This window comes from Sulfitobacter sp. TCYB15, from assembly GCF_040435955.1.
GTDB lineage: Bacteria > Pseudomonadota > Alphaproteobacteria > Rhodobacterales > Rhodobacteraceae > Sulfitobacter > Sulfitobacter pontiacus.
On record NZ_CP159193.1, the window covers coordinates 1,304,806 to 1,330,254 of the forward strand.

Here is a 25,449-nt window from a genome sequence, read left to right on the forward strand (position 1 = left end):
TCATTTCAGGAAAGACTGCGCCTTCATGGTATCGGCCACAGGCGCACCCAACCGGCCAAGGATCGTCGGCGCGAGCTGCAGCTGGTCGATCACCGTATCTTCGGACGGCCCTTCGGCATCGCCAAAGTAATACAGCGCGGTTTCCTGCTGTAAGGCACTGCGTCCGCCGTGGTGCCCGCGCTCGTCCTGCCCGTGATCGGCTGTGACGATCACCTCATACCCCAAGGCGCGCCATTTCGGGATGAAGGGGGCCAGCATCTCGTCCATGACGGCGCAGGCGTGGTCCATTTCCTGACAGTCGTGGAAAAAGCGATGCCCCATGCTGTCCAGCGTGCAGGTGTGCAGCATTCCGTAGTTCAGCCCGAACCGCAGCGCCAGATTGGTGAGGGAGCCAAACAGATCCACATCCGAAGGGGTCATCTGGTTCACCAGCCCGTAGCCGGTCATCGTGTGAAACCGCCCGTGGTTGATCGTGTCGCTATCGGGTTCGTCGTATTCCACATCGCGCACATAGTCGAAGGGGTGGCGATTGAAGAATTGCGACCAGAAAGAATGGGCCACGGCCCCTGTCACACCGCCTGCAGCACGGGTCTGGGCAAAGACGTCCTTGTGCTTCAGCCGGAACACATTTCCGTTGCCGGTGCAGCCATGTTCAGCCGGTGCCACACCCGTGTGGATCGAGGCATAGCAGGAGGCAGAGATTGACGGCAGCACCGCACGCTGGGTCCAGACCCGCGCCTCGCCACTATCGACCCAGCCTTCCAGATTGCCGAACAGCCGACGGAAATTGCGGTAGGGCACACCGTCTAGGATGATCAAAAGCAGCTTGTTCTTCATGTCGATACCTTTTCGGCCGGCCACAGCGCTTGTATTTGTCCGATACAATCCGCCTCGTTGCCGACAGGCTTAATTGCCAGCACTTTCCATTTTGCGATGTGCGATGGTTTCTTCCAGCCAGCCGATCTTCATCTCGGGGACAGAGCTCAGCAGCAGGTCGGTATAATCGTCAAAGGGCGGTGACAGCACCTGACTTTTGGTGCCATACCGCACAACTTCGCCCTGATACATCACAGCGATACTGTCTGCGATGGCTTTTACCGTCGCGAGGTCATGGGTGATGAACAGATAGGCGACATCCTCGATCTTTTGCAGGTTCAACAGTAGCTTGAGGATGCCATCTGCCACCAGCGGGTCAAGCGCGCTTGTCACCTCGTCGCAGATGATCAGCTTGGGCTTGGCGGCCAGCGCACGGGCGATGCAGACACGTTGTTTCTGCCCGCCCGACAGCTCTGCCGGATAGCGGTCCTGAAACCCGTCGCCCAATTCGATCTCGTCCAGCAGTTCCTGAATACGCTTCTGCTTTGCCTTGCCTTTCAGCCCGAAATAAAACTCCAGCGGGCGGCCGATGATGGTGCCCACGGTCTGGCGCGGGTTCATCGCGGTATCGGCCATCTGGTAGATCATCTGCATCTCGCGCAGGTCTTCGATGGGGCGTTGCGCCAGGGCGGGGGCAAGCTCGCGCCCGTCAAAGGTGATCGTCCCGTCGCTTGGGGGCAGCAGGCCGGTGATCACGCGGGCCAGCGTGGATTTGCCCGAGCCGGATTCCCCCACGACAGCCAATGTCTGGCCCGGGTGAATATCGACGTTGATCTTCTTGAGCACATCAAAATCCGTGCCGGCATAGCGGGCGGTGACGTTTTCGACCCGTAGAACAGGGGTATCGGTCGGCGTCTTTTCCTCGTGGCGGATCGACCGGACTGACACAAGCGCTTTGGTGTAGTCTTCCTTGGGCGCGTTGATGATCTGGTCAACGGTGCCGTATTCGACCATATCCCCTTGTTGCAGCACCATAATATGATCGCTGACCTGTGCCACAACCGCGAGGTCATGGGTGATATAGAGCGCGGCAACGCCGGTGGCGGCGATGGCTTCTTTTATGGCGGCTAGCACGTCGATCTGCGTGGTCACATCCAGTGCCGTGGTGGGTTCGTCAAAGACCACCAGATCGGGCTGCGGACACAGTGCCAGCGCGGTCATGCAGCGCTGCAACTGCCCGCCAGACACCTGGTGCGGGTAGCGGTTGCCGATGGTTTCAGGGTCCGGCAGACCAAGCTTGCGGAACAGATCAACCGCGCGTTCCTCGGCCTCGGCCTTGGTGAACTTGTTCTGATAGATCGCGGCTTCGGTCACCTGATCCATGATCTTTTTCGCGGGGTTGAAAGACGCCGCCGCGGATTGCGAGACATAAGTCACCTCGGCCCCGCGCAGGCGGCGCACGGCGCGCAGACGCTCCTTGAGGATGTCGCGCCCGTTGACCCAAACCTCGCCGCCGGTGATCTCTACCCCGCCGCGGCCATAGGCCATAGCGGCCAGCCCGATGGTGGATTTGCCGGCCCCGGATTCCCCGATGAGCCCCAGCACCTTGCCGGGTTGCAGATCAAAGTCGACACCGTGCACAATTTTGATATCAATCGGCTTTTCGCCGGGCGGATAGGCGGTCGCGCCGATTTTCAGGCCGCGTACCTTGAGAAGTGGCTCGGTCATCCGCGGCCCCCTTTCAGCGATGTGGTGCGGTTCAAAATCCAGTCCGCAACAAGGTTGATAGAGATGCAAAGCGTGGCGATGGCATAGGCCGGATAGAGCGCCGCCTGAATACCATAGTTGATGCCTTCCTTGTTCTCTTTCACGATGCCGCCCCAGTCAGCTTGAGGGGGCTGCACGCCCAGACCCAGAAACGACAGTGTCGACACAAAGAGCACCGCAAAGATAAACCGCAGGCCCATCTCGGCGATCAGCGGCGACAGCGCGTTTGGTAGGGTTTCACGGAAAATGATCCAGCCGATCTTCTCACCGCGGAGGCGGGCGGCCTCGACATAGTCCATCACGGTGATGTCCACGGCCACAGCGCGCGCCAGACGGTAGACACGGGTGCTGTCCAGCAGACCCATCAGGATAATCAGGATCGGCACAGTGGTCGGCATCACCGACAGCACGACAAGCGCAAAGATCAGCGACGGGATCGACATGATCAGATCGACAAAGCGCGAAATGGCTTGGTCGACCCAACCGCCGGAGACGGCTGCGAAGAAGCCCAGAATGGACCCCAGCGTAAAGCTGAGGATGGTGGCTGCAGTGGCGATAAAGATTGTGGTGCGCCCACCGTAGATCATGCGCGACAGCAGATCGCGCCCGATGCTGTCGGTGCCCAGCAGGAACTCCGACGACGAAGGTTCCCACACGTCGCCGACGATTTCAGCCATGCCATAGGGGGCGAGCCACGGGGCAAAGACGGCCATGATGAAATAGACGCTGGTAAAGAACAGGCCGATCATGGCGGAGATTGGAATGTTTTTCATGGGTTCGCTCCCAAACAAATGAATGGGTCAACGTCAGGTGGCGATACGGGCTTGCGGCAGGGGGTCGCGTTGATGCGAAGCTGAACTGCGGCCCCGTGCGTCGCGCATTGCCTCGGGGGGAGATGCGCGGCGCTCATTTGGGATGCCTCAGGCGCGGGTTGGCAAGGATCGACACGATGTCGGCCACAAGGTTCAACCCGATATAAACGGCGGCAAAGATCAGACCGCAGGCTTGCACCACGGGCACGTCGCGCTTGGAGACGTGATCGACCAGATATTGCCCCATGCCGGGATAGGCAAAGACGACCTCTACCACCACGACGCCGACGACCAGATAGGCGAGGTTCAGCATCACCACATTGACGATCGGGGCGATGGCGTTGGGGAAGGCGTGCTTGCGGATAATCTTCAGCATGCCCAAGCCCTTAAGCTCGGCTGTTTCGATATAGGCCGATTGCATCACGTTCAGGATCGCGGCGCGGGTCATGCGCATCATATGCGCCAATACGACCAGCGTCAGCACCATCACCGGAATGGCAATCGCGTTCAGCTTGGCCCCGAGGCTCATGCTGTCGTTGATGATCGCCACCGATGGAAACAGCCGCCATTTGATCGCCACCCAATAGATCAGCACATAGCCGATCATGAATTCCGGGATAGAGATCGTGGTCAGCGTGACGGCCGAAATCAGCTTGTCGGGCCAGCGGTCTTTGTAGCGCACAGCCAGCAGACCCAGAAAGATCGCCAGCGGCACAGAGATTGCAGCAGCCCAGAAGGCAAGGAAAAGCGTGTTCTTCAGACGCCCGCCAAGGCTTTCTGCGATGTCGCGGCCATTGGTCAGCGCGGTGCCCAAGTCTCCTTGAAGCACGCCGCCCAGCCAGGCGAAATAGCGGGTCATGGCGGGATCGTTCATGCCAAGCTCTCGGCGCAGGTTCGCAAGCGCTTCGGGCGTGGCGGATTGACCTAGGATGGATTGTGCCACGTCGCCGGGCAAAATCGAGGTGCCTACGAAGATCAGGATCGACGCGGCAAAAAGGAGAAGAAGGCCCAACGCTAAGCGTTGGGCGATCAGTTTGACGATGGGATGCATAAGCTGGGTTTACCTTATGCGTCTTTGACCCAGCATTTGATCCCGGCTTTGTTGTTGGACAGTTCCGCGTTGGGATCTTCGACCCAGCCGCCGACATTGTTGGCGACACCATCCACAAAGTCGTTGAACATCGGCAGGATCAACCCGCCTTCGTCGCGGATCATCTGACCCATCTTGGAGTAGGTCTCTTTGCGCTTGGCCTCGTCTAGTTCGGCGCGGGCCGACAGCAGCATCTCGTCGAACTCGGGGCGCTTCCAGCGGGTGTCGTTCCAGTCCGCGGTCGACAGATAGGCGGTCGAATACATCTGGTCCTGCACCGGACGGCCACCCCAGTAAGAGGCGCAGAACGGCTGTTTGTTCCAGACCTCGGACCAGTAGCCGTCGTTGGGCTCGCGTTTGATCTCAAGCGGGATACCGGCGGCTTTGGCGGATTCCTGGAACAGCGATGCCGCATCGACCGCACCGGGGAAGGCACCGTCTGCAACGCGCAGGATGATCGGGCTGCCATCGTGACCGGAGGCGGCGTAATGCTCTTTCGCCTTCTCGATGGAATGTTCGCGCTGCGGGATCGATTCATCGAACAGCGGATAAGAGGCGTTGATCGGCATGTCGTTCCCGATGGTGCCGTAGCCGCGCAGGATCTTGTCGACCATTTCCTCGCGGTTGATCGCATATTTCAGCGCCAGACGCAGGTCGTTGTTGTCGAACGGTGCGGTGTCGACATGGGCGATAAACACATAGTGGCCCCGACCGGCAACGGATTTCACCGTCAGGTTGGGCGCGCGGTCCAGTAGGGCGGCAACCTTGGGATCAACGCGGTTGATCATGTTGACCTGACCCGACTGCAGCGCCGCGGTCCGTGCGGTGGCATCGTTCAGTACCAGCACCTCGTTATAATCTGTAAAGCCGCGGTTGTCGGCGTCCCAGTAGTTTTCGTTACGCTTGAAGCCGTGGCGCACGCCGGGCTCGTCGACTTCCAGCGTGTAAGGGCCGGTGCCGATGCCCGCGCCGGGGTTGTCCATGCCGCCATCGGGCTGGATCATCAGGTGGTAGTCGGCCAGCAGGTAGGGAAGGTCAGCGTTGCCGACGCCCAGTTCAACGATGAAGTTGTCGCCATCGACCTTCATGTTCTCGATGCCGCGCATGATGCCCAAGGCACCGGATTGGCTGTTTTCATCCGAATGGCGCTGCATGGTTTTCAGCACGTCTTCGGGTGTCATTTCCTTGCCGTTGTGGAACTGGATGCCCTTGCGGATCTTGAACGCCCAGGTTTTCGCGTCGGCCGAGGCCTCGTAGCTTTCGGCCATGCGGTTTTCGATTTCCCCGTTGGGATCGACCTCGACAAGGCTTTCGTACAGGTGGCGCAGGTTGTTCAGCGGCACTTCGGAGGCGGTCAGCGCAGGATCAAGCGTGTTGGTGGATTCACCGCCCGACGACCCGATTTTCAGTGTGCCACCGCGAATCGGTGCTTCGTGGGCTGCAGCCTGCGCGTGGTTCGCCAGCATCGAGTTGGCGACGGCGGCTGTCACGCCCAAAGCAGCGGCACGCCCGACGAATTCGCGGCGTGTCATAGTGCCCTTGGCCACTTGGCCGGTCATATGTTTCAGTTGATCATCCATGATGAGAACTCCCTGTTTTAGGTGATACTTCCACGCATTCGTGCGCAGGTTTTTTTATTGACTGGTGGCACAACGTTAAGCATTTCGGCCCGTGTCGCAAGTGGTAATACCGGCGGCCATGTGACGAGTTTGTTACATAAAGTGTCGCTTAATGTCTTCCGTCACGTCGCGTTCATAGATCAATTTGTCGTTTTCGTACGCTTCAAGACGGGCCGTCAGATGAAAATGGGTCGCGTCCGACCACATCTGCGACCGGGTTTCTGTGCGCAGGATGATGTCGTCCCGCTCCAGCTCTTCGGTCCAGTGACAGGTGCCTTTTGCGGACAGCGGATCGTCGGGGTGAATGCGCCACACCTCCCGCGCGACAGAGCCCGCGATCAGCCCGTGATCGGCATCGCGCAGCTTGCCGAAGTCATCCTCGATGATCAAAGAGACGATGCCCGTGACGCGGTCGATCTCTTGGCGGCGGATGTGGTTTTCGGGGCGCAGTGTCTCTGTCTCCCACGGCGCGGCAGAGGTGGGCGGGGCAAAGCTGTATTCGTCCCCGCCGCTGGTCGGGCGCTGCGGCAGGTCGATCTGGCCGGACGACAGCGTGACCTCTGCCGCTTCGGGCGCAGGCCAGAGCAGGGGCCAATAGGCGGTAGAGATCGACACCCGCAGCCGGTGCCCCTTGGGGATGCGATAGGCGATGTGGTCAAGGTCCAGCGTGATGTCGGTCATGATGCCGGGCGCCATCGCCTGCGGATGTTCGGCGCTGTCGCGATGGGACAGGTTCAGCACGCCATAGGTGATCCGCGCCGAGGCCCCATCAGGGTGGATATGGTTCAACCGCACCGCGATCTGGCCCTGTGGCTTGTCGCAGGCCAGACGCAGGCGCAGACGCGGCGCGCCAAGGATATCCATCTGCTGCGCCAGGGGCCCACTGTCAAAGCAGACCGACAGCGCATCATCTTGTCTTTGGTCGCCGGGCATTTCGGGGCCAAGCCAGATCGCACAATATTCCCCGCCATCCGCGCCGCAATGCGCGGGGGAGGCGACGCTGCGGTCCAGCGGGGCCGCTGTGTCCTGCAGGCCCTCATCCGTCAGATGCAACGTCTTGACGGGCAGATGCGATGTCGCGCCTGTGGGTTCGGTGATCCACCGGCCGGGGCGTTCATGGGTCCACGTGGCAGGGCGCATGCCGTCCATCAGATACGCGCGATAATCGGGGTCGTCCTCGACGCCCGTGTCGATCCCCTTGAGCCACCGGTCCCACCAGCGCAGCGCCTCTTGCAGAAAGCCGATACGAGGTTCTGGAATGGCGAAATGCGGGTATTTATGCACCCAAGGCCCAACGATCCCCTTCGCACCGGGCAAGGCTTCAACCAACTGCGGGACCGCGTTCTTGTAGGAATCGCCCCAGCCGCCAATCGCCAGCACTTTGGCCTTGAGCGCGCTATACTCCTCGATCACCGACCCCTGCTTCCAATAGGCGTCGCGTGATTGGTGGCGCAGCCAAAGCGCGGGAAGAAACGGTTCTGCCTCTAGCCGCTCCAGCCACATTTCGCGCCAGTCGGGGCGCAGGGCAGGGTCGGGCGCGCGGCTGGAATAGGCCCACATCGTCGCGCCCCAGCCAAGGTTCTCGTTCAACAGGCACCCGCCCTTATAGTGGATGTCATCGGCAAAGCGGTCGACGGTGGAACATAGCGTAATCACCGCCTTCAGCGGCTCTGGCGCATGGGCTGCGACCTGCAGCCCGTTAAAGCCGCCCCAGCTGATGCCCATCATGCCCACAGTCCCGCTGCACCAAGGTTGCGCGGCAAGCCAGTTGATCACCTCTATGCAGTCGGCCTGTTCCTGGGGGGTGTATTCATCCTCCATCACGCCATAGCTGTCGCCATTGCCGCGCATATCGACCCGCACGCAGGCATATCCGCGTTCGGCAAACCAAGGGTGGGTCAGCGCATCCCGTGCGGTGGTGCCGTCGCGTTTGCGGTAGGGGAGGTATTCCAGAATCACGGGCACGGGGGCGGTATCGGAATTTTCAGGTCGCCAGACTCGTGCGGAAAGCCGGCACCCATCCGAGAGGGTGATGCCCATGTCGGGGTCTTCGATCAGTGGTAGCGGGGTGTTCTGGGCGGTATCCATGCCGCAAAGGTCAGGGGGGAGCCCAATATTGTCAACCGTTTGCACGGGCTTGCGGTGTGGCACCCATGGGGATTTTTCCTGAGTGAAATGAGGTGGTTAATTATCTGGCAACGTTAACTATTATTAACGCTTTCCCGCAGTGGTGGAAACTGTGGCCGTGTTGCACTGTTGAAATAAGGCAAGAATGTGGCGTTCCACTTTAACCTTGGCTTTTATGTGTCTAAGCGGCTACCTTCTGCCTCAATAATACGTTTCGTTTTTTACGACGGACATAATCAGGCGGCTGCACGATGCGATCAACGCGTTGGCGGTCATAAAATTTCTCAGGTGTCGCGCGCAGAATGCGCACCGAGGTGGAGCAGATATTATGAAGACGATAGATTTCGTCGTTCGCGATCAAGCGGGCGCATTGCAGCGTGGCACGGTTGCGGAAAACGCAAACTTCCATGTTATCCAAGCGACATCAGGTCAGGAAATCTCGCTGAACCTGCGTCAGACCGATTTTCAATCGCATCAGCGGTCGGGCAACGACCTTGTGCTCACGCTGAATGACGGGTCGGTCATCACCATCGAGAATTACTTTAACGAAACCGGTGCCGCGAACCGCCTGTTCATTTCGTCAGATGGCTATCTGAACGAAGTCGCATTCGTCGAGGCCGAAGGCGGCGGGCTTTATGCGCAATACGGCCCGACCGAGCAGTGGGGCAAATGGAGCCCCTCTGACGATCTGATCTATCTGGGCCGCAGCGATGTGGCGTCGGTGCCGGGCGGTGTCATGCCGGGCGCGGGTGACGACGAAGTGTCGATGTTGGCAGCGCCCTTGCTGGGCGGCGTCGTTGGCGGTGGTGGTGCCGCGGCAGCAGCCGGTGCGGCGGTTGTCGGCGGGGCAGCTGTCATCGGTGGCGGCGGTGGTGGCGGCAATGGCGGCAGCCCTTCGGTCGCACCTCCGTTCGTGAATGAGCCCGACGCAACCGGCACGGTCGGCGGCGACGGCGCGGTAGAGCAGGTCGTTGTCACCGGCGGCGGCGAGCCTGGGTCCGAGGTCGTGGTCACCATCGGCGATAAAGAAGTCACAACAACAGTTGGTGACGACGGCACATTCGAAGCCGTGTTCGAAGGCGATAACTTCCCCGACGACGGCACCTATGAAGCCGAGGTCGTCGTGACCACGGACGGCAATGAGATCGTGCTTGACGGGCCGAGCTTCGTCATCGACACCACAGCCCCCACGGTCACCATGTCCGAAGGCACGCAGAGTGTCGGCGACTTCTTTAACGGTGACTCCTTTGCGAATGGCGTCACGCTGACCGGGAACGGTGAAGCGGGCGCGACCGTTGACGTGACCGTCGCGGATGTAACGCGCAGCACCACGGTCGGCGAAGACGGCACATGGTCCGTCACATTCGAACCCGGTACGCTGGAGGGGGGCGAATACGAGACAGAGGTGCTGATCAAGACCACCGATCAATACGGCAATACCTCCACCACCACCGAAACGCTGGTGGTTGATACCATCGCACCGACCGTCGCTGTAACATCGGGCACGCAATCCGTGGGCGACAGCTATAATGCCGCATCGTTTGGCAACGGTGTCACCCTGAACGGCACGGGGGAGCCCGGTTCGACTGTGCAACTGACCATCGGTGGCATCACCCGCACCGCAACTGTGGGCGACAACGGCACATGGTCCGCGACATGGCAGGCGGGCACCTTGCCCGAAGGCGAATACGTCAGCGATGTCACCATCGTGACCACCGACGCTTTCGGCAACAGCTCCACCTCGACCGAGCAGCTGGTCGTCGATACCGTCTCTGAAGTCGCGATTGCGGCGGATACTGTCGAAGTCGACGGCGTGATCAACGCGGCAGAGCGTGGCGACGGCGTGACGCTGACCGGCACATCGCAGCCCGGGTCGACCGTTCAGGTCACCTTTGGGGGTGTGACCCGTGACGCGGTGGTTGACGCAAACGGCAACTGGTCCGCAGATTTCGCGGCCTCCGAAATCCCAACCGGCGAGACTACGGCGACCGTGACCGCAGTCGCGACCGATGCGGCGGGCAACACGGCTACCGCAACCGGCCAAGTCGATGTCGATACTTTGGTCAACAACCTTGCCTTCACCGGCCAGACCGGCGGCAGCGACGGGGTCGTGAACGCGGCAGAGGCGGCGCAGGGCATCGTGATGACCGGCACAGTTGAACCCGGCTCGACTGTTATGGTCCAGCTTGGCCAAGTGTCGCGTGCGGCCACGGTTGCGGCGGACGGCACATGGACCGTCAGCTTCGCCCCCAGCGACATCCCCGCAGGCACCTACACCAGCACAATGACCGCCACCGCCACCGACGCGGCAGGTAACGTTGATAGCGTATCGCAGTCTGTTTCAGTCGATACCGAAGCCGGTTCGCTGACCATCAGCCCGCTGCCCGTCGAGGGCGACGACGTGGTGAACGCGGCCGAGGCAAGCGACGGTGTGGCCATCTCGGGCACCGCCGATGCGGGTGCCGTTGTGCAGGTCACGCTGGCAGGGGTCACCCATACGGTTGTGGCAAATGGCAACGGTCAGTGGACCGCCTATTACGCCGCGGGCGAAGTTGCTCAAGGCGTCTATACCGCCGACATCACCGCAACCACGACCGACGCGGCGGGCAACAGCCGCAGCGCCTCTGACAGCGTGCGCGTGGACACCCGCGTCGACAACCTGTCGCTGAACACCGTCGAAGGCGATGACATCATCAGCGGGGCAGAGCGTCTGGCGAATGGCGGCGTTCTGGTCACCGGCACCTCTGAAATCGGCTCGTCCGTCGTCGTGTCGCTTGGTGCGGCATCGGTGAACGGCGCGGTGGATGCGAATGGCAACTGGTCCGTCACCTTTGCGCCGGGTCAAGTGCCCGAGGGCACGATCAACACCACCGTGTCGGTCAAGGCAACGGATGCCGCGGGCAACTCTGCCACGGCAAGCCACGCGGTGCTGATCGACACGGTCGTGGATCCGCTCGACATGAACCAAGCGGGCGGCAGCGACGCTGTGGTCAGCGCACGTGAAGCCCAGACGGGCATTGATCTGAACGGTCAGGTCGAAGCGGGATCTAGCGTAGTGGTCAACTTTGACGGCACCAACTACACCGCGTTTGTGGACGGCGCGGGCAACTGGTCGGTCACGATCCCGCCTTCGGAAATCCGTCAGGGCACCTATGACGCCGACATCTCTGTCACCGCGACGGACCATGTGGGCAACATCGCGTCGATCACCGACACGCTCGCAATCGATACCTACGCGCCCGAAGGTCCGGTCATCGCGTCCTATACCCGCGATGGCGACGGTATCCGTGGCATCTCGACCGAGATCAGCCCCGATACGCTTGAGGTGCATCAGGTGAACGCAGACCGCTCCATCTCGGAAGTGGAATCCACCAGCTTTGACATCGACGCCATTGGCGAGCGTAACTTCCAGTTCGAAAGCAATGTGCCAGACGGGTCCGACCTGATTGTCACGGCCACGGACGCTGCGGGAAACTTTTCCGGCACGTATCTGGCGCTGGATGATGAAGCGGCGAACACGCAGTTGACCCTGACCAACCCGAACCTGGGAAACTACAACATCGAAACCGTTGATCTGCAGTTCGCCGAAGAGGCGCATCTGACGATCACGGAAACCGCGCTGGTCAACCTGTCGAGCAACACGAACGAGCTGATCATCGACGGGCATAACGACGACACCGTGACGATCACAGGCGCGGTACGTGGCGGTTCAGAGGTGCGTGGGGATCAAACCTATGACATCTATACTCTGGGCGACGAAGCCACGCTGATGATCGACAACGATATCAACGTCATCGTCTAAAGATTGCACCGCGCCCTCTGTTCTAGGGCGCGCGGTTGGCACACGCAGGCGGCAACGACCGCAGGCGTTTCCAGAATAAAAAAACCGGCACGTTAAGGGCAGGATAATGAGGCAGAGTGTAAAACGGGCAGGGGGCATGTGCGCAGCAGCGCTGGCCCTATCCGGCTGCATGTCGGATTTCGGCAGCGGCATGATGCCCGGTGACCTGATGCAATCTGACATCGTTACCCGGTTCCGCACCCCCGATGCCTCGCAGGCGATCAAACCCACCTACGCCGAAAAAATCACCGCAGACAGCCAGATCATCCAGGGTCTGGCGCTGCGGTCTTCTGTTTTGCCCGATGACACCGTGTCGGATCAGGTGGCCTCTGCCGTGTTGGCCGCCAACAGCCGCACCGCCGAGGCAGAGCTGCGCGCCGCCACCCTCCGCTCGGAAGCCGCAAGCAAGAACTGGTTGCCCAAGATCGGGCCGCAGGTCAGCCTGACATCCTTGGGGTCGCTGGCGGCCAATCTGGTGGTGGATCAGGTGCTGTTTGACAATGGCCGCCGTGCGGGTGAACGCGCCTTTGCCGTGGCCGATGTCGAGGTCGCTGCCGTGTCGCTGGCGCAAGATACGAACGACCGCGTGGCGACCGCGCTGAAGCTCTACACCAATGCGATCGAGGCGCGCGATACCGCCGCGCTGAACCGTATCGCGCTTAAGGATATGACGCATTTCGAATGGGTGATGCAGGAACGGGTCAAAGGCGGCGTGTCCGATGTGTCCGACCTGACGATCCTGCGCCAGAAGCTCCTTGAAATCCGCGCCACGCTTGATGCCTCCGTCGAACGCGAAGCCACGTCGATGTCCGAGCTGAACGCCATGTCGATCCGCCCGCTGGATACGCTGCACGGCTTGCCCGAAGTGCCCGTGAACAGCTTTGCCGGTGCGCCTTTGTCCGTGGTGCGTGCCGAGGCCGAAAAGACCCGCGCCATCGCCGCCGCCAAGGTGGAACGCGCCGGATTGCTGCCGGGGCTGTCGGCGGGTGCGACCATCGGTGAAGGGGGCGGCGCAGGGCTGACCCTTGAATCGGATCAGCTTCTGGGTCTGGGCACCAAAGCCTCGCTTGATGCATCGTCCATGGCCGAGGAAACCGCGACCCGCAAGGTCCGGCAATCGGTCGAGGATGCCAACCGCGCGCTGCGCCGTCTGGAGAAACAGCTGAGCGCCAAGACCCGTCAGGCTGCCGAGGCCGCGACCCTTGCGGCGCAGGCCAAACGCAACCTTGACCTGTTTCAGGAACAATATGACGCCGGTCAGCGTCAGGTTATGGATGTCGTCGGCGTCTACGAGACCTATGCGCGTCAGCAGCAGTCGCAGATCAGCCTCAAGTACGAGGCCGTGCGTCTGAAGATCGAGATGGCGCAGATACAGGGCGTGTTGGCGGACGGGAGCGCGATTTGACCCAGAAGCCGACCTTTACGCTGACAATCACCAACGGCAATCAGGGTCGGATGGCGGCGGCGGATGCAGCCCGGCCCAAGGCAGAGAACGCCAACCGCCCCGAAGACCGTCTGATGGCGCGGGCCAAACTGGCCGCGATCTATGCCGGACTGCTGGGCGTCACCACCGCGCCACGCGACATCTTTGAAATCGTCGCCACCGCCCCCTTGCAGGGCAATGATCCGCAGGTAGAAGCCGAAGCACTGGCCCGCGGGATGGAAAGCGCAGGGCTGGTGACACAAGTCAGCCGGGCGCGGGGGATCTCTAAGGATATGTGGCCTGCGCTGGCCTATATGACCTCGGGGCAGGTCTTGCTTGTCATGGGGCAGCAGCGTGGCGATCTGATCCTGTATGACACGACGTGCACCGACAATCGCGCGATGGTGCCGATCAGCGATTTCAAACCCTTCTTTGCGGGGCTGATCCTGCGGGCCGAAGCCTCGCTGAAAACGGTGGCCGAAACCCATAAGACCGATGGCGCGCCTGCGCATTGGTTCTGGGGGCAGTTCCCGCGCTTTCGTCGCCAGCTGATAGAGGTCGCGACGGGGTCTTTCGTGGCCAACCTGCTGGCCGTCGCTGTGGCGCTGTTTTCCTTGCAGGTCTATGACCGCGTGATCCCGCATCAGTCCGAAGCGACGCTTTGGGTGCTCGCCGCCGGTGCGGGGCTCGCGTTGCTCATGGAAGCTTTCCTCAAGATGGCGCGGGCGCGTTTGATGGATGGGGCAGGGCGGCAGATCGAGCTGTCGGTGCAGGACATCCTGATGCGCCGGTTGCTGGGGATGCGGTCCGACACGCGCGGCCAAGCCCCGAACCAGCTGTTTTCCGCGATGCGCGAATTCGGATCGGTGCGTGAATTCTTTACCGCGTCGACCATTGGCACGATCGCGGATATCCCCTTTATCTTCGTGTTCCTCTTCCTCGTGGCCAGCATTGCGGGGAATGTTGTGTGGGTGTTGGTGCTTGGCGGTATCCTGATGCTTGTGCCGGGGTTCTTTCTGCAAAAGAAAGCGATCCAACTGACGCAGGAGACCCAAGGCGCGTCGACCAAATCCTCCCGGCTGCTGCACGAGGCGATATTCGAGCTTGATACGGTCAAGACCCAAAGGGCAGAGGACCGCGTGCTGCGCCTGTGGACCGAGCTGAACACCCTGTCGTCCGTCAAATCGTCAGAGCAACGCAAGCTCGCGTCCTTCCTCACGTTCTGGAGCCAAGGGGTTCAGCAGGCCACCTATGTCGCGGCGGTCATCGTGGGCACCTATCTGGTGTTCGCGGGGGAGTTTACCGTGGGGTCGATCATCGCGGTCGGTATCCTGACGGGCCGGACGCTGGGGCCGCTGACGCAGTTGTCGGGCACGATGGCGCGGTGGGGCAATGTCAAAGGCGCGCTTGACGGGCTCGACGCGATTGTCGCCGCGCCGCAGGACACCGCAGAGGCGCGCACCTATCTGCGCCGTGAAAAGCTGAAAGGCCAGTTCGAACTGCGCGACGTGATCTTCCGCTACGAGGATGACGGTGCCCCGACGGTGGACATCAAAGCCATGTTGATCCAGCCGGGGCAGCATGTCGCCGTGCTGGGGGCCAATGGATCGGGCAAATCGACACTGCTGAAGATGCTCAGCGGGCTTTATGCCCCGACCGAAGGGCGCATTCTGGTGGACGGCACAGAGCTGGGCCAGATTGAGCCGCGCGATCTGCGCCGGCTGATCGGCTATCTGGGACAGGACGTGCGCCTGTTCTCGGGCACGCTGCGCGACAACCTGAACCTCACCATGCTGGAACGCGACGACGACCGCCTCCACGCCGCCCTTGATTTCGCAGGTCTGGGGCCTTTCGTGCGCAACCACCACAAGGGGCTGGACCTAGAGATCAAGGACGCGGGCGCGGGCCTGTCCATCGGGCAGCGTCAATCCATCGGTTGGGCGCGCCTGTGGTTGCAGGATCCGGCGATCTGCCTTCTGGACGAACCCACAGCAGCGCTGGACCAAAGGTTGGAGGCAACGCTGGTCTCGCGGTTACAAAGCTGGATGGCAGGGCGCACCGCGATCATCGCGACCCACCGCGCCCCGATCCTTGCGCTGACCGAACGCACGCTGGTGCTGCAGGATGGCCGCATGACCATCGACGGGCCTAAGGAAAAAGTGCTTGCCCATCTGGCGGGACAGAAGGGGCACGTCGCATGAGCAGTCTTAGCACCACGCCACTGGGCGCGCAGATGACGGGGCAGATGCGCGGGCCGTCCATGGTGATCTGGCTCTGCGGTGCATCGGTGCTGGTCTTCCTGCTGTGGGCTGCCTTTGCTTGGGTCGACGAAATCGTGCGTGCCGAAGGGTCGATGATTTCCAGCTCGCGACCCCAGATCATCCAGAACCTTGAAGGCGGTATTCTGGCAGAGCTTGCCGTCGGCGAGGGCGATCATGTGGAGAAGGGCGACGTGTTGGCCCGTCTGCATGGTACCCAGTTCCAATCTGCCGTGGACGACCTGCGCGACCAGATCAGCGCCTTTGAAATCCGCCGTCTGCGTCTGGAGGCAGAGCTGGCCGGACAGTACGACTTTGACGTGCCCGACGCCTATGCCACGCGCACGCCAGATATCGTCGCCTCTGAACGGGCATTGCTGAAAGCGCGGCAATCGGACTTTGTCTCGCGCTCCGAAGGGGCGGGGCGGGTGCTGACCGAAGCCACGAAAGAGCGTGAGCTGCTTGAGAATATGCTCAAGAAAAAGATCGTTTCGCTGATCGAGGTGACGCGCGCGCGCAAGACCCATGCGGATGCGCGGATCAAGCTGGACGAGATCGTCACCGGCACAGAGCTGGACCGTGCGCAGGAATATTCCGATGTGCTTAAAGAGCTGGCGACGCTGAAACAGAACCTCAAGGCGAGCACGGACCAGTTGAACCGCACCGTCCTTGTCAGCCCCCTGCGCGGCATCGTCAACAACCTGAGCGTGACCACCATCGGCGGCGTCGTGCGCCCGGGCGAGGAGATTTTGCAGATCATCCCGCTGGACGAAGAGCTTTTCGTCGAGGCCCGGGTCAAGCCCGAAGACATCGCCGGCGTGCGCCCCGGCCAAGAGGCGACAGTCAAGCTGTCGGCCTATGACTATACGATCTATGGCACGTTGAAAGGCACGGTCAAATTGATCTCGGCGGATACGTTCAAGGACGAACGATCCCGCGCGCCGGATGGGGATCCGCACTATAAGGTCACGTTGCAGGTGGACACAGAACACCTCACCCCGCGGCAGGCGTCTTTGCAGATCCGACCCGGCATGCAGGCAAGCGTGGAGTTGCACACAGGGTCAAAGACGGTTTTGCAGTATCTGTTGAAGCCGCTTTACAAGTCCAAAGAGGCGTTTCGGGAGCCGTAGGCGGGACAAGGGGGGCTGTCTGCCCCCCTGACCCCCCGAGGATTTTTTCCATTTGGAAGGTCAGGGGTTTTCTGTGTCGAGCCAGAGGGTGACGGGGCCGTCGTTGGTGAGCGCGACGGACATATCGGCCCCGAATGAACCGGTTTGGACATGAATGCCAAGGGCGTCGACGCAGGCGACGAAATCTTCATATAGCGTTTTGGCCTGATCGGGCTTGGCGGCGCGCGAGAAACCGGGGCGGGTCCCGCGGGAGGTATCGGCGGCAAGGGTGAACTGGCTGACAATCAGCGCGCTGCCGCCCGTATCCGGCAGGCTGCGGTTCATTTTGCCAGCATCATCCTTGAACAGACGCAGCTTGGCGATCTTTTGTGCCAGTCCTTGCGCGGTCGCATGTGTGTCGTCGGGCATGGCGCAGACGAAGATCAGCAGCCCGTGTTCGATTTGACCGATGATCTGGCCGTCGACAGTGACGGAGGCGTTGCTGACGCGTTGTAGGAGTGCGCGCATATCAGGATTTCCAATCAATGATGTCTTCAGGGGCGGCCCGCTGCGTGCGGAACCGGTTGATCGGTGCCGCGTCATCCGCATAGCCAAAGGAAATCGCGCAAAGGATCAGGCGGTCTTGCGGCAGGTCGAAATGCTGTCGCACGGTGGGCGCATAGGCAGCGATAGCGGCCTGGGCGATGGTGGCCACCCCAAACGCCGTTGCCGCCAGTGTAAATGCCGTGACAAAGCCGCCGCTGTCCATCGCCCCGTAGGCCCCAAGCTCGGCCGGGGAGGTCACGATCGCCACATGGGGCGCGTCAAACAACGCATAGTTTCGCATCATCTGCGCCATGCGGCCCGCATGGTCCGATTTCTCGATCCCGACGGCGTCATAAAGCTGGAACCCGCAGGTCCGCCGCCGGTCGCCGTAGACGCCGCTGTAAGAGGTCGGCCAGTCCAGATCGGGGGCGGGGGGTGTGCCCTTCGCAATCTCTAGCGCCAAGGCGTCGCGGAAGCGGTCGGTCGCGGCGCCTTTGGTGATGGTGAGCTGCCAAGGCTGCGCATTGCACCACGACGGCACGTGGCGCGCTGCGTCGACGATACGGGTGATGAGCGCGTCGTCGACCGGATCGGGGCGAAAGGCGCGGCACGAAGAACGCGCGCGCAGGATGTCGGTGAATGTATCGATCTGGGTCATTTCTGGAGCGCCATAAAATAGCCAAAGACCCCGGCGACAATCAGGCCAAGGATCACGGCAAAGGTGATTTTCACAGCGGAATAGGGGCGTTCGCCCTGTACGCTGCCTGTGCGGCCGTTGACCACAAAACGATAGGTCTTGCCGCGGTACTTGTAAGCTGCCAGCCAGACCGGCAGCAGGATATGTTTGAACGTCACATCGCTGACCTGCGTCTGGATATTGTGGATGCGCTGACGGTCGCCGCCGATATCAAAACGCACATCGCGCTGGATCATCGCGTCCATCACCTCGCGTGCCTGCGCATAGCCTTCATCAAGCGTCACCGCATAGGCTTCGGCGCGAAACCCGGCGAGGTATTCCGGGGCATAGGGTTCAAGGGCCGCCAGATCCCACGGGGCCAACGCATCGGTGAACCGTTTGGGGAGCGATTTCGACGCCAGCACCAGCACATCATCAAAGAACCGCGCCACCCGACCCGAAGTCGCCCGCCAGCGGATTTTCGGCACCTGCTGCTGCACGCGTTTGCCGTCGCGCATGACGGTCTGGGTGACGTAATAGACCGTGCCGCTTTCGCCCGAATAGCTGGAGCGCGTGTCGGCGTCATAGGTCCAGTAGGGCACATAGATGCCTTGCATCTTGCGGCCTTTGCGCGCGTATTCCTGCAGGCCATTGGGGGCAAACCACAGGCTGCCCAGCCAGTCGGTCATGGCATCGCGTGCTGTATCCTCGGTCAGGCCAAAGGGCAGCACGGCGCGGGGTTTGATATGGCGGTTCACCCCTGTATCGATCACAACAGGGGTCGCGCAGAACGGACATTCGGTGGCGTGTTTGCCGGGGTCGAACTCTACCTGTGCGGCGCAGTTGGGGCAGGTTGTGACCCGTGTATCCTCCATCTGCGATTGGGGGAGAGCGCTGGCCAGTGCGGCTTGAAAATCCAGCTCGGCGATCGGGGTATGCAGGCCGCGCGTGCCTGAAATCTCTTCGGTATTGCCGCAGTGGTCGCAGACCAGCAGATATCTTTCAGGATCAAACCGCAGATCGGACCCGCAGGTGTCACAGGGGAACCGGTGTTCCTCGGTCGGTGGGGGGGGCAGGTCGGGGTCGTCAAAGCCGGTGCTGGCGGGCATAGAGCTGTCCTTTGGTCAGGCCTGCCCCAGACATAGGGCAGTGCGCCCCCTGCCGCCAGAGCAGGGTCACAAAAAACGGTGCAGCACTTTAGGGGCCATGATGCGCAGGGCGTTGTCGCGCAGGCGAAGGTGACGCCAGATGTGAAATGCGGCATGGGCCAGCGCGATGCCTGCAAGAGCGTAGAATTCGATGCTGTGGATCAGCCCGACGAGGTCGTTGGCGCGTGGCATATCAAGAGGCACGGCAATCGGGACAATCCCACCGGCCCAAAGCTGCACGGTCGAGGTCACCCCGATCAGCAGCCCTGTGAGGGCGACGCCAAAGATACCCCAGATCAGGGTCTTATGTAGCACCGGATGCAGCCAACGGGCCCAGCCCGCAAGCTTGGGGCCGGGGCGTCCCAGCAAGCCGCGCCGCATGTAGGACACCCACCAAAGCAGGGCCGCGCTGACAAAGACCAAGCCCATGACCGAATGGAACCGCACCGCCGCAGGCCCGATCCGCGCCACATCCGCCGGCTGCACCAGCAGGAACCAGACAAACAGCGGCACCATGCCCCAATGCAAAAGCTTCATCAGGGTCCGACGGTGGGGCAGCAAGGGGCGACGGCGTGGGGTCATAGCCTAGACACGCGCCTTGCCCGTTCCAAGTTTCACAGAGCCTTACGCAGGAGGCGGCGGGGGCGGCAGCACGGTAAAGAGCTGCGCCAGCTCGGCCACATCGTCTGCTTTAAGCCAGCCATCCTGACCGGGGGTCCAGACATAGGTCTCGCGGGTCAACCCGCCATCCGTGGCCATGCGGCCCAATGCGGCCTTTGAAAACGGGCCCTTGGTCTGGCCGTTCTCTGCCAGATGCCAGACCTTTTCAGGTTGCGGCGGGGGCGGGGGCGTCTGTGCAGCGGGGGCCGCAGCCGCGGGGCGCGGGCCCCACGGGCCTGCCTGCGCGGCGGCAGCTTGGCCCATCTGCATGCCCAATCCGGCGCCCAGACCGGTCTGCATTGCTGCGCCCGCAGCGCCCTCGCGGCCCAATGCGTCTGCCGCCTGGAACTGCGTGAACTTGTTCAAATCCCCGATCACCCCCATCGACGACCGTTTGTCCATCACTTCCTCCACGGCGGGGGGGAGCGAGATGTTTTCGATATAAAGTTCGGGGATGGTCAGCCCGTATTCTGCAATGGTGGCCGAGATTTCGGTGCTCACCAGCTTGCCTAGTTCACGGGTGTTGGCGGCCATATCCATGACCGGAATATTAGACAGCGCGATGCTGCGCGAGAATTCCTGCACGATGATATTGCGGATCTGATAGCTGATCTCGTCCATGGTGAATTCACCATCGGTGCCCACGATTTCGGTCAGGAACCGCGCGGGGTCCGACACTTTGACAGAGTAGGTGCCATATGAACGCAGGCGCACGGGGCCGAATTCAGGGTCGCGCACGATGATCGGGTTCTTGGTGCCCCATTTCAGATCGTTGAAACGGGTGGTGTTGACGAAATAGATCTCGGATTTGAAAGGGCTTTTGAAGCCGTGATCCCAATGCTGCAGCGATGTCATGATCGGCATGTTGTTGGTTTCAAGCATATAAAGGCCGGGCGTGAACACATCCGCCAGCTGACCTTCGTGGACAAAGACAGCGGCTTGCCCTTCGCGCACCGTCAGCTTGGCCCCGTATTTGATCTCGTGGCCTTCGCGCTCGAACCGGGACACCATCGTGTCGCGGGTGTCGTCCGTCCAATGGATAACGTCGATAAATTGGCCAGAGAGAAAATCGAGAATACCCATGTCTTGGTCCTTTCGGGGGAGGTCGGTGGCGGGTTAAACGGGCCCGCCGATCAGTTCGAACGCGATCTTGCGGGCCACGGGGGTTGCCTCTTCGGCGGTCATGCCGGCGTGCAAGCGCGGGTCATAGAGCATTTTCAGCAGCAGCTCGTCGTGACGGGTGAGCAGCGCGAACTCATCGTCATCGTTAAAGATCGACGGGCGTGCGGTGGGGCTGTCGTTGGCAAGGCCAAGACCCTGCGCAAGTTCTTCATGGATACACGACAGCCGCATAAGCGAGGGGTTCTCGGCACGGATGACGGCGACGGCAGCGGTATAGGTGCTTGGGTCCGCGCCACCGGCATATGCGGCGACGATGCAATAGGTATCGCGGCGCAGATCGCTGAGCGCGGCAAGGCTTTCGGCGGTCACACCGGGGATGCGTTCGGCGGCTTGGGCAAGGGCGGCGGGGCGGTCATCCTCGCCCGCGATAATCACCATAAAGTTCGGCTTGCCGCCGACGGTGATGGAATGCTGCGTCGTGGCGGCGAGGCGGGTGGCATAGTCGCGGATCGAGGCCGCATCGCGGTCACGTTCGGACGGGGGAACGCTGTCGCCAAAGACGACCTCCATCCGGACGGGGCGTTCCCAGCGGCGCATGGGGGTCTTATCGCCCCGTCCGGTCAGGGTGGCGTTATATTCGTTGTAAAAAGCGATCTGTTCAAAGTTGCGCACCAGCATGTCGGCTGTAAAGGGCGTGTCCTGCCCGCCACCATCCCGGCGCAGCAATCCTTGGCTCAACTGGGCCTGCTGCACCTGGTTGAAATAGCTGCGCAGCTTGGCGCTTTTTTGCGACGTGGGCTTGGCCACCACGGGGGGCGGGGCCGGCGGCGTGTCGGGGCGCGCGATGGGTTTCAGCGTCGGTTCAACAGGGGGCTGCGGGGTGCAGGCGGCCAGCGCGGCGACCACAGCCGCCGTGCCGATCCATCCTGTTCGCCCCAACCGTTGCCATACCATATCGCGCGCTCCAGGTTGTGACGGGGTTATGCCGCAGGGGACGCTGGCTTGGCCGCTTTGGCAGAGGCCAGCGTGTCGCGCAGATTGGCCTCCATCTCTTGCAGGTCTTTCTCGGCAGAGGCACGGCGCGCCTTGCCTTCGTCGGCGATCTGCAGCGATTCCTGAATGGTGCCGATCAGGTCGGCATTGGCCTGTTTGACGGCTTCGATGTCGAAGACGCCGCGTTCCATCTCGGTCCGGATGACCTTGTTGCTTTCGCGCAGGTTCTGCGCGTTAGAGGTCAGCAGCTCGTTCGTCAGGTCATTGGCGTCACGCACGGCGGCGGCGGCTTCGACGCTGCGCTGGATGGTGACCGCCTGCGCCAGCTGGGTTTCCCACAACGGCACGGTGTTCACGAGGGTCGAGTTGATCTTGGTCACCAGCGACTTGTCGTTTTCCTGCACCAAGCGGATCGAGGGCAGCGATTGCATCGTCACCTGACGGGTCAGTTTCAGGTCATGCACACGGCGTTCCAGATCGTCCCGCGCGGCGCGGATGTCGCGCAGTTCCTGTGCGACCATGACCTGATCCGCCTCTGGTGCGGCGTCGACCTCTGTCTGTTTGGCGGGGATTGTGGTCGCGTCAAGCTCTGCCAGCTTGGCCTCGCCCGCGGCGATATAAAGCGCGAGCTCATCATAGAACTGCAGCGTCTTTTCGTACAGCATATCAAGGGATTTGATATCCTTGAGCAGCGTATGTTCATGAGTCAGCAGCTCGTCCGTGACGCGGTCGATCTGACCCTGTACCTTTTCGAACTTGGTGGTGAATTTGGCAAAGGGGGCCGCGCGGCCCAAAAGACGTTCCCACCAGCTGCGTTCGCGGCGTACGTCCAGCTCGGACACGGAAAAACCGCGGATGGTTGTCACGATCGTGCGCAGGCTGTCACCGGCGGGGCCCACATCCTTGTTGCGCACGTCCTGCAACATCGCCTGACTGATCTCCTGCAACTCGGCCTGAGCGCCGGACCCGAAACCGATGATCGACTGCGTGTCGCCCATGTCGATCTCTGCCATGCGGCTTTTGATCTCTGCCGATTGTGGCGCATCGGCTTTCTCAAGCGAGACGACGGCATCCGCAGGGGCGGGGTCGGGCAGGATCTGCGCGTTGACCTCTTCCACCAGTGCTACGGATTGGGTCGCTTTGTCACGAACGGTATCAGACATGTTTCAAGTATTCCTATGCTCTTGGGGCGGGGCGCGTCAGTCGAGACGCACGCCTTCTCGGGAAAGCCGCTCGCGCAGCACGTCGATTTCGATGTTCAGGTCGGTCTTGTCTTCCAATAGCGATTTTTGGGTGCGCGCGGCAAAGTTTTTGTCCAGATCATCGAGCAAAGCCAGATAATCGGCGCGTGCCTGCGCATCGCCGGTGCTGGCGTAGATATCCGCAAACTTGATTGTCGCGTCACGCGCGCCCAGCAGATAGACCGACAGGTATTTACGCGCACCGGTCAGATCACGCGGATCATCCTGCACAGTGCGGATCAGGGTGCGGGCGGTGTCCTGAAACTGCGCCAGCCGGTCGCGCGCCTTGCGGTCGCCAGCGCGTGCAATGGCGGTGTTCATCGCGGCAAGGTGTTTTTCCGCCTCGTCCACGACACGGGCGACGCGGTCTTTCTGGAAGCTGTCCACGCCCTCCATCCCTTTGGATGTCAGCGGATCGATGCCAAAGGCCGACACATGCAGCCCCATCGCGGCCAGCGCATAAAGCACAGGGGCCGCCAGTCCGGGGTCATTCTTGTAGGCTGCAAGCGCCACGCCGGCACCGGTCAGCAGGCTGGCGATGATCTTGCGCGGCAGGGCGGGGCGTTCGGCAACCTTGCGCGCGGTATAAGCGGCTTCGGCTTTCAGCCCCTCGCGCAGCATCCATGCGGCACCGGTCAACGTCGCCGCCGCCAGCAGCCCCAATGCAAGCCCCTGCGCCCCGTCGTTCAACGACATGAACACAAGCGGAATGGCGGGGATGAACAAGATTTTGGCCCGCCCGCTTGCGGGGTCGACCTCTATACGTTTGGCACGGGTGCCCTGCGGAGGCGGCGTGCTGCCGTTCGTGTCATGATTGCTGTATTTACCGCCAAAGCGCTGTGCCATGGATCAAAGCCCCCCGAGCCAGCCGGTAGAGACACCGAACAGCAAGACAACAAGCGCGGCATAGGTGATTTTCTGAAACGGTGTCGGTGCCATGGGGCGATAAACCTCCTGTCCATGCGCTGGTGTCGATGCACGACGGCCCGCGTCCAGAATCCTTGCGATGATTGTCACCAAAACGGCGACAAACGCAACAATCAGCGCCAGCGTGGCGACAAAGACAAGCAATCGACCCATCGGACCTTCCTTTGCACGACATATAGTCGCAGTGCCCGCCACCCGCTAGGGTCACGCACGCAAAAGTAGCGGCCAAAGGGCCGTAAACCCACAGAAATCAGGGTTTACGGGTGGATTTTACGCGGGTGCCGAACTTGCGCGGCGCGGGGTCGGACGCGGGGCGTGCGGGCTTGGACTTGCCATAGCCGGGCTTGGGCTTGCCGGGGATGGTCTTGCCTGTCGCGGTCTTATCGCCGGGTTCCTTGGGCAGACCGGGGCGACCAGGGCCCGGCTCTCCGGGTTTGCGGGCCTTGCGCTTGATAATGCGCGCGGGCTTTTTCTTGATCGCGGTGCCGGTGGTATCGGCAATCTCGAGGCCCAGCTGGTCACGGACCACCTTGCGCTTGAGTTCCTCGACCTCGCCGGTTTTCAGCTCGCCAAGCTGGAACGGGCCATAGCTGGTGCGGATCAGCCGGTTCACCGACAGGTTCACCGCCTCCATCGCGCGGCGGATCTCGCGGTTCTTGCCTTCGCGCAGCCCGACGGTCAGCCAGGCGTTCGCCCCTTGTTGCCGGTCCAGCGTGACCGTCATCGGCTGAAAATCCTCGCCATCCACGGCGATGCCCTTGCGCAGCGGTTCGAGCATATCGTCGGTGGGGCGGCCATTGACGCGCACGCGGTAACGGCGCAGCCACCCGTTCGAGGGCAGTTCGAGGCGGCGCTTGACCTCGCCATCATTGGTCAGCAGCAGCAACCCTTCGGAGTTGAGGTCAAGCCGACCGATGCTCATGACGCGGGGCATGTCTTCGGGCAGATCGTCAAAGATCGTGCCGCGGCCCTTTTCGTCGCGGTTGGTGGTGACCAGCCCCGTGGGCTTGTGGAACAGCCAGACGCGGGGCGGTTCGGGCTCGCCCACCGGTTTGCCGTCGACGGTGATCGCGTCCGAAGGCGTCACGTTCAACGCAGGCGAATCGATCTGCGCACCGTTGACGCGCACGCGACCGGCCTCGATCATGCGTTCGGCCTCGCGGCGGCTGGCGATGCCGGCACGGGACAGGACTTTGGCAATGCGGTCACCGGGAGGGGTGCCGGATTTCGGGGGCTGGGAGGGTGTATCTGCGCTCATACTTCAGCGCTTACCC

General features: G+C 61.8%; 20 protein-coding genes. 4 read left to right on the forward strand and 16 right to left on the reverse strand.

The features are described 5' to 3' along the window. From ABM428_RS06210 to ABM428_RS06235, 6 genes are all read right to left on the reverse strand, one after another. Positions 1-837 carry an alkaline phosphatase family protein gene (locus ABM428_RS06210; RefSeq protein ID WP_037943735.1) on the reverse strand — a complete coding sequence of 279 codons (837 nt, stop codon included), beginning with the start codon at positions 835-837 and terminating at the stop codon, positions 1-3. Between the two features lie 69 nt (positions 838-906). Then, positions 907-2,544 (reverse strand): ABC transporter ATP-binding protein, encoded by a 1,638-nt coding sequence (locus ABM428_RS06215; RefSeq protein ID WP_005852242.1) that lies wholly within the window; start codon positions 2,542-2,544, stop codon positions 907-909. Next, the gene (locus tag ABM428_RS06220; RefSeq protein WP_009826461.1) at positions 2,541-3,356 is read right to left on the reverse strand and encodes an ABC transporter permease; all 816 of its coding nucleotides are present in this window, start codon (positions 3,354-3,356) and stop codon (positions 2,541-2,543) included. The genes ABM428_RS06215 and ABM428_RS06220 overlap by 4 nt, the downstream gene beginning before the upstream one ends. 133 nt (positions 3,357-3,489) lie before the next feature. Next, positions 3,490-4,446 carry an ABC transporter permease gene (locus ABM428_RS06225; protein ID WP_005852247.1) on the reverse strand — a complete coding sequence of 319 codons (957 nt, stop codon included), beginning with the start codon at positions 4,444-4,446 and terminating at the stop codon, positions 3,490-3,492. Between the two features lie 14 nt (positions 4,447-4,460). Further along, positions 4,461-6,065 (reverse strand): ABC transporter substrate-binding protein, encoded by a 1,605-nt coding sequence (locus tag ABM428_RS06230; protein WP_037943738.1) that lies wholly within the window; start codon positions 6,063-6,065, stop codon positions 4,461-4,463. Between the two features lie 132 nt (positions 6,066-6,197). After that, complete coding sequence (locus ABM428_RS06235; protein WP_353628292.1) at positions 6,198-8,192, reverse strand: CocE/NonD family hydrolase; 1,995 nt, start codon at positions 8,190-8,192, stop codon at positions 6,198-6,200. A gap of 367 nt (positions 8,193-8,559) precedes the next feature. Here ABM428_RS06235 and ABM428_RS06240 point away from each other — a divergent pair, with 367 nt between their 5' ends. The 4 genes from ABM428_RS06240 to ABM428_RS06255 all read left to right on the forward strand — a co-directional run bounded on the left by ABM428_RS06240 (position 8,560) and on the right by ABM428_RS06255 (position 16,883). Beyond that, positions 8,560-12,033, forward strand: a complete 3,474-nt coding sequence (locus ABM428_RS06240; RefSeq protein ID WP_353628293.1) for an Ig-like domain-containing protein — start codon at positions 8,560-8,562, stop codon at positions 12,031-12,033. Between the two features lie 136 nt (positions 12,034-12,169). After that, entirely contained in the window at positions 12,170-13,477 is a 1,308-nt protein-coding gene (locus ABM428_RS06245; RefSeq protein WP_373276852.1) for a TolC family protein, read from the forward strand. After that, on the forward strand, positions 13,474-15,696 hold the full coding sequence (locus ABM428_RS06250) for an ATP-binding cassette domain-containing protein (RefSeq protein WP_353628295.1): 2,223 nt from the start codon (positions 13,474-13,476) through the stop codon (positions 15,694-15,696). Before ABM428_RS06245 ends, ABM428_RS06250 begins: the two co-directional genes overlap by 4 nt. Continuing rightward, complete coding sequence (locus ABM428_RS06255) at positions 15,693-16,883, forward strand: HlyD family type I secretion periplasmic adaptor subunit (RefSeq protein ID WP_353628296.1); 1,191 nt, start codon at positions 15,693-15,695, stop codon at positions 16,881-16,883. Before ABM428_RS06250 ends, ABM428_RS06255 begins: the two co-directional genes overlap by 4 nt. A 60-nt stretch (positions 16,884-16,943) precedes the next feature. Here the strand turns inward: ABM428_RS06255 and dtd are convergent, their stop codons facing one another. The 10 genes from dtd to ABM428_RS06305 all read right to left on the reverse strand — a co-directional run bounded on the left by dtd (position 16,944) and on the right by ABM428_RS06305 (position 25,433). Then, positions 16,944-17,390 (reverse strand): D-aminoacyl-tRNA deacylase, encoded by a 447-nt coding sequence (gene dtd / locus ABM428_RS06260; RefSeq protein WP_132996920.1) that lies wholly within the window; start codon positions 17,388-17,390, stop codon positions 16,944-16,946. 1 nt (position 17,391) lies between these two features. Further along, on the reverse strand, positions 17,392-18,066 hold the full coding sequence (locus tag ABM428_RS06265) for a nitroreductase family protein (protein WP_132996919.1): 675 nt from the start codon (positions 18,064-18,066) through the stop codon (positions 17,392-17,394). Beyond that, positions 18,063-19,193, reverse strand: a complete 1,131-nt coding sequence (locus ABM428_RS06270) for a TFIIB-type zinc finger domain-containing protein (protein ID WP_132996918.1) — start codon at positions 19,191-19,193, stop codon at positions 18,063-18,065. The genes ABM428_RS06265 and ABM428_RS06270 overlap by 4 nt, the downstream gene beginning before the upstream one ends. Positions 19,194-19,259: 66 nt before the next feature. Next, positions 19,260-19,814, reverse strand: a complete 555-nt coding sequence (locus ABM428_RS06275) for a cytochrome b/b6 domain-containing protein (protein ID WP_132996917.1) — start codon at positions 19,812-19,814, stop codon at positions 19,260-19,262. A gap of 42 nt (positions 19,815-19,856) precedes the next feature. Next, positions 19,857-20,975 carry an SPFH domain-containing protein gene (locus tag ABM428_RS06280; RefSeq protein WP_132996916.1) on the reverse strand — a complete coding sequence of 373 codons (1,119 nt, stop codon included), beginning with the start codon at positions 20,973-20,975 and terminating at the stop codon, positions 19,857-19,859. 33 nt (positions 20,976-21,008) lie between these two features. Beyond that, positions 21,009-21,968: a DUF2927 domain-containing protein gene (locus ABM428_RS06285; RefSeq protein WP_050766222.1), complete on the reverse strand. Its 960-nt coding sequence runs from the start codon at positions 21,966-21,968 to the stop codon at positions 21,009-21,011. 26 nt (positions 21,969-21,994) lie between these two features. Next, on the reverse strand, positions 21,995-23,170 hold the full coding sequence (locus ABM428_RS06290; RefSeq protein ID WP_353628297.1) for a toxic anion resistance protein: 1,176 nt from the start codon (positions 23,168-23,170) through the stop codon (positions 21,995-21,997). 36 nt (positions 23,171-23,206) lie between these two features. Further along, positions 23,207-24,094, reverse strand: a complete 888-nt coding sequence (locus ABM428_RS06295; protein WP_009826473.1) for a 5-bromo-4-chloroindolyl phosphate hydrolysis family protein — start codon at positions 24,092-24,094, stop codon at positions 23,207-23,209. A gap of 3 nt (positions 24,095-24,097) precedes the next feature. Continuing rightward, positions 24,098-24,328 carry a hypothetical protein gene (locus ABM428_RS06300; RefSeq protein WP_005852271.1) on the reverse strand — a complete coding sequence of 77 codons (231 nt, stop codon included), beginning with the start codon at positions 24,326-24,328 and terminating at the stop codon, positions 24,098-24,100. A 97-nt stretch (positions 24,329-24,425) separates the two neighbouring features. Beyond that, complete coding sequence (locus tag ABM428_RS06305) at positions 24,426-25,433, reverse strand: pseudouridine synthase (protein ID WP_353628298.1); 1,008 nt, start codon at positions 25,431-25,433, stop codon at positions 24,426-24,428. Positions 25,434-25,449 lie beyond the last annotated feature (16 nt).